Source organism: Neobacillus drentensis (assembly GCF_036966985.1).
Classification (GTDB): Bacteria; Bacillota; Bacilli; order Bacillales; family Cytobacillaceae; genus Neobacillus; species Neobacillus drentensis_E.
Genome location: NZ_JBALSN010000049.1, coordinates 1 through 4,993, shown reverse-complemented (window position 1 = coordinate 4,993; position 4,993 = coordinate 1). Strand labels below are relative to the sequence as shown.

General features: G+C 37.0%; 6 protein-coding genes. 1 reads left to right on the top strand and 5 read right to left on the bottom strand.

Annotated elements, in window-relative coordinates; all coding sequences use genetic code 11:
• Positions 1-84 precede the first annotated feature (84 nt).
• A complete protein-coding gene (gene rsgA / locus V7659_RS03720; protein WP_335538195.1) occupies positions 85-1,152 on the bottom strand; it encodes a ribosome small subunit-dependent GTPase A in 1,068 nt (355 codons plus the stop codon).
• Between the two features lie 341 nt (positions 1,153-1,493).
• Here rsgA and V7659_RS03715 point away from each other — a divergent pair, with 341 nt between their 5' ends.
• Positions 1,494-2,246: a DUF4397 domain-containing protein gene (locus V7659_RS03715; protein WP_335538192.1), complete on the top strand. Its 753-nt coding sequence runs from the start codon at positions 1,494-1,496 to the stop codon at positions 2,244-2,246.
• 29 nt (positions 2,247-2,275) lie between these two features.
• Here V7659_RS03715 and V7659_RS03710 read toward each other — a convergent pair whose 3' ends face one another.
• From V7659_RS03710 to V7659_RS03695, 4 genes are all read right to left on the bottom strand, one after another.
• Positions 2,276-2,851, bottom strand: coding sequence for a YpmS family protein (locus V7659_RS03710; RefSeq protein ID WP_335538190.1), 576 nt, complete (start codon positions 2,849-2,851; stop codon positions 2,276-2,278).
• Positions 2,852-3,676 carry an SGNH/GDSL hydrolase family protein gene (locus V7659_RS03705; protein ID WP_335538188.1) on the bottom strand — a complete coding sequence of 275 codons (825 nt, stop codon included), beginning with the start codon at positions 3,674-3,676 and terminating at the stop codon, positions 2,852-2,854.
• Between the two features lie 112 nt (positions 3,677-3,788).
• Positions 3,789-4,367 (bottom strand): SCO family protein, encoded by a 579-nt coding sequence (locus V7659_RS03700; protein ID WP_335538186.1) that lies wholly within the window; start codon positions 4,365-4,367, stop codon positions 3,789-3,791.
• 81 nt (positions 4,368-4,448) lie between these two features.
• On the bottom strand, positions 4,449-4,993 hold a 545-nt coding region (locus tag V7659_RS03695), incomplete at its 5' end, for a Ger(x)C family spore germination C-terminal domain-containing protein (RefSeq protein ID WP_335538184.1).

Sequence of the window (4,993 nt, the reverse complement as noted above, 5' to 3'; positions counted from 1 at the left end):
GATTTAGTAAAAATAAAATTTCATAGACCATAAAAAAGCTGAACAAGTCATGGTCGATATCGACCTAACTTGTTCAGCTTTCCATTAATAGCTTTTCCGTTGCTGTTTAATTTGTTTGTTCAAATTTTTCCATTGTTTTTTGACTTCAGCTTGGGCCCGTTTATCCGCCTTTCGTTCGATAAACGCTAATTCTTTTTGCAGTTTATTGTAGCTAATTAACCGTTCAGCTGCTACCAATCCTTCTTCAATCGCCCTCACCACCGCACAGCCAGGCTCATTCATATGCTGACAATCCCGGTAGCGGCATGAGGTGGCTAGTTCTTCTATGTCTGAAAAGGTTTCCGATAAACCGTCCGTGCTTTCCCAAAGCTGTAATTCCCTCATTCCTGGCGTATCAATCAAGACACAACCATTGGGAAGCAGGATTAGTTCTCGGTGCGTCGTGGTATGGCGTCCTTTATCATCTGTCAAGCGAATATCCTGAACCACTTGTTTTTCCTCACCTAAAAGACGATTCGTTAATGTTGATTTACCTACCCCTGAGGATCCAAGCAAAGCAATTGTTTTTCCCGGCTGCAAGAATGGTTCTAATTTCTCTAAACCACTCTCCGTTTCTGCACTCACAGCAATCACAGGAACTCCCATACTTACTCCTTCAACTTCAGCAAACTTACGATCAAGATCCTGACAAAGGTCTGCTTTACTTAAAACAATAACAGGATTTGCCCCACTTTCCCATGCAAGCAATAGATAGCGTTCAATCCTCCTTAAATTCAAATCCTCGTTTAATGAATTGACGAGAAACACTGTGTCGACGTTGGTGGCCACAATTTGCTCTTCTGAGGTTAGCCCTGCTGACTTTCTTGAGAACTTACTTTTCCGTGGCATGATGGCTAAAATGGTTCCTTTCCCTTCGTTGCGTCTCGGTTTAAGTGCTACCCAATCTCCAACAGCCGGGAAGTCCTCACGGTGGAGCGCATTAAAATTAAATCGGCCAGAAACCTCACACAATAATTCCCCCTGCTCCGTCCAGACCCGATACATTCGTTTATGTTCAAGTGCGACACGACCTAGAATCATTTCTTCATTTGTATTTAAAGTATCAAAATGATATTTTACCGTTTCAGTTAACCCGATTGTTACTAAATTCATTTGTATTCCTCCAGCGAATCATTATTTTTTACATAATAAAAAACCATAGGCACACACAGCCCATGGTTTATTCGCTATTGGAATAAATGTACAAAGGAACCCTAACGAGGTAAACATTGGGCTGTGCAACTAACAATATTCAACTGACTGATTGCTCTCATTGTTTCAATTAACATTGCACGTCACCCACTTTCAAATATATTTGTTATAAGTATATGTGTAATATTCCCATTTGTAAATAAAAAATGTAAAAATTCCAATTTTGAGCAGAAGAAGTTAGACACCTACCTATTTAAGCTTGAATAAATTATGGTGTAATCCATTTGATAGGAGTTGATAATATGTCCGAGAAAAGAACTCATCCCGATTATCTTCAAAAAGCAGCTATGTATGATTTGTTGGCTCAATTTTATAAATACTCGTTTCCCAACTTACACATGCATTATTACCTAAAACATATCCAATATATGAATAAAGCGATGAACTTCATGAGAACAAATCCTCAACCAGTCCAAGGAGAAGCGTATATTCGTGTCCTCCACACCTCCCCTGATTCCCCTAACGTTGATATTTATATTGATGGGCATCGAGTGATAAGGAACTTACCATTTAATAATGTAAGTAGTTACCTATCATTAAAAGCAGGCAAACATCATATTGATATTTACCCAGCGGGAAATATGGTCGACAGTGTTTTAAATAAAAAGATTACCGTTGAACCTGCAAAATCGTACACACTTACAGCTATTGACTCTGTGAAGAAAATGCGCTTGTTAGTTTTCCAGAATAAACCAAAGGTCCCAGCAAATGAATCGAAAGTTCGCTTTATCAACTTGTCACTAGATACCCCGCCCTTAGATATTGCAGTGAAAGACAGAGATGTGGTTTTCCCAAAAGTATCGTATAAGCAGGCTACTGATTATTTAGGTTTAACACCAATGACAGTAGATTTGGAGATCAGGGAGGCAGATACAAAAAACGTACTATTACCGATGCCGAGAGTTCAATTTTTACCAAATGAAAGTTATACGATTGTGTTCGTTGGTCTTGCAAATAATGAACCAGCATTCCAATTCATCAAAATTAAGGATTAAAAATAGGTGCCTCTAATATAACGAGGCACCTATTTCACTGGAACTAATATCGTAAACCTAATGTCATCTTTTTTCAGGTCAAATTTGTCCGCTTTTAGTTTAATATCACTTTTTAATTTCAATTGCTGCATATTGATATAAATCAGTTTACCCTTTGGTCTGATCTCGACACCTTTTGGGATTTTATAATTATCGCTAATAAAATTAAGAACGTATGAAATGGGCAGGTGTAAACTCCCGATTGTCATTGATTTTTGCTTTAATACCAAATCACCATTTTCAAGGGCACTCGGTTTAAAGGTTAATTTCATATTTAATTCTTCACTAAAAAACGGCAAGGTACCATACAGTTCGACTTCATCCCCCAGAACGACTTGATAGTCAATCGAACCCACAGCCTCTTCTTTAAGATAATGATTAATTAATTGATTTAAATCATTCTTATTGGATTTAACATGAAAGGAAACATGTTCACCCACCAGCCCTTTCATTTTGCTGGTTTCCGGGCCTTCAGGTGGGAACATCATTAGGGGCAAAATAATAATAGCGAACAAAAGGTTGATTCCCAGCAAGATCAGGAATCCTATTTTCCATTTGTTTTTCATCTAATTCTCCTCTGTATTAACCATATATGGCGGCTTATCCAATCCAGGTAATACTTGTTCTTCTACGGTCTCGTTCAACCTTTGTGCAATCAACTCATAGCCTTTGTCATTTGGATGGAAATTATCAGTAAATAAAAGGTCTTCTGTTGCATTTAAAAACATATCTTCAATTGGAACAAAATAGGCATTGGGATAATTGGCTATGACCGATTGTCCGGCTTTATTCCAGTCAGCTACAATCTCATCCAACTCTTTAATTTCTGAAAACCATTTAGAAAATGGATTGTATAAACCCACTAAAACAACCTGTGCATGGGGATTTTCCTGATGAATAAGGTCAAAAATTTGCGTTAAATGTTTTTGATATGATGCTTTTTCGGCGGTAAACGTGGAGAGTTGAAGGTTTTCAATATTGTCCTTGACTACTTTCATAATATCGTTGCCGCCAATTGTTAAAATGACCAAATCTGCTTTTTTAAGTGTACCTTTCAGTTCTGATGTCTTCAATCTTTTTAATAGTTGAGTTGTCCGATTGCCTTTCACACCATAATTATAGAAATCAACTTCCTTGATTCCCTTTTCTTTTTCAAGCATGGTTTCTAAATATGGCAAGTATCCGCCTTTGTTTGTACTATCCCCTACCCCTTGGGTGAGTGAATCGCCAGCAGATAAAACAGTTAATTTACGAGGGACAAAGTCTGCGGGAACTTGGGCAAAGGCTTGTGCAGCGGTTTTCTTTTCAGAATGTAGTGTCAACTGGTCAACTGGATTACATGAACATAGGAATAATACAGAGAGAATTAGAAGGGGGAAAAGCTTTTTCATCTTCATTTTCACCTGCCTTCTAAATTATTTTTATTATAGCACGCCTTGAATCATTCGAAACAATATGTACTATATCCTATTCCTGCCAAAAAAAATAGACCCGTCCAAAGGTCTATTGCAATGCTTTCATATCGTGAATTATTTCATCAAAGGGAACATTCTTGTAACCATCATAGGTTTTTCGAATATGGCCTTCTTGGTCTACTAAATAAAGGGATGTACCATGGATGACTTGATTACCCTCTTGTGGTTTTTTAACCAGTGCTTTGAAATTTTTTAAGGCAAAGTTTTCAATATAGGCCTGTGAGTAGCCAGTCAGAAAGGACCAATTTTTAAAATCTACTTGGAATTGCTCCGCATATCGTGTCATTACTTCCGGCTTATCTACTGTAGGGTCGACACTGAATGACACAAGTTCAATATTTTTCAACCCTGCATCCTTAACCATTTTTTGTAATTTCGTCAGATTGGCTGTCATCGGTGGACAGACATCTGCACAGCTGGTGAAAATAAAGTCTGAAATCCATACTTTTCCCTTTAAATCCTTTAAACCAAAGGATTTATTGTCTTGATCGGTTGCTGTAAACTCCTTAACAGGCCAATCGACAGCATTTTCTATTTCTTTTTGACCACATGCTGTCATGATCAAAGTCGAAAGAACCATGATAATTAATAAAAACCTAGCTTTCATACAATCACCTGCAACCTTTATTCTTTTCCATTTCGTGATTAGTTTAACAAAGATTTGAAAAAGAAGAAAGGAATTGGTTTGTTAATCGATTACACCGGTTCGTTCTATTGTATTGTTCACGTGAATTTCAAATGTTGCGTCCTTATATACTCTGTCCCACTCTTTCTTTGTGATCGTTTTTCCTCTTAGATGTGCCTCGTATTCATTTCCAAATCCGATTGGGTCAATTCCTATATCCCTAAAATGGATAAGTAACTCTTCCATTTTCTTTTTCATTTGGTGATTGAACTTGCTTTCAAGCAGCTTTATGGATGCCGGTTTACCTAAATCCAAGGCCTGAGTCATCTCTAGAACCCTTGAATCCAGTTTAACATTTACCCTAAAGCGGAGGTTTTTTTTATCCACTAATTTAATTTTTGTCTTGCTTCGGATATTATCAACAGTCACATATATTTTACTGAAAATTGGTTTCTTTGTGTAATTTTCATTTTTTAAGATGATTTTATCTAATTGTTCTGTTTTAAACCCCATTTCTTTTGTACCCGCATTATATTTATCAGCTAATATTTTCAAATAAAAAAGATCCCCTTGCCTTAATTCATCAACTAAACGGTCACCTTTAAAAA

What these genes read in the sequence shown, in the direction of transcription:
- rsgA (WP_335538195.1), bottom strand. Translation starts at nt 1,152, where the DNA reads ATGAATTTAGTAACAATCGGGTTAACTGAAACGGTAAAATATCATTTT.
- V7659_RS03715 (WP_335538192.1), top strand. Translation starts at nt 1,494, where the DNA reads ATGTCCGAGAAAAGAACTCATCCCGATTATCTTCAAAAAGCAGCTATG.
- V7659_RS03710 (WP_335538190.1), bottom strand. Translation starts at nt 2,851, where the DNA reads ATGAAAAACAAATGGAAAATAGGATTCCTGATCTTGCTGGGAATCAAC.
- V7659_RS03705 (WP_335538188.1), bottom strand. Translation starts at nt 3,676, where the DNA reads ATGAAAAAGCTTTTCCCCCTTCTAATTCTCTCTGTATTATTCCTATGT.
- V7659_RS03700 (WP_335538186.1), bottom strand. Translation starts at nt 4,367, where the DNA reads ATGAAAGCTAGGTTTTTATTAATTATCATGGTTCTTTCGACTTTGATC.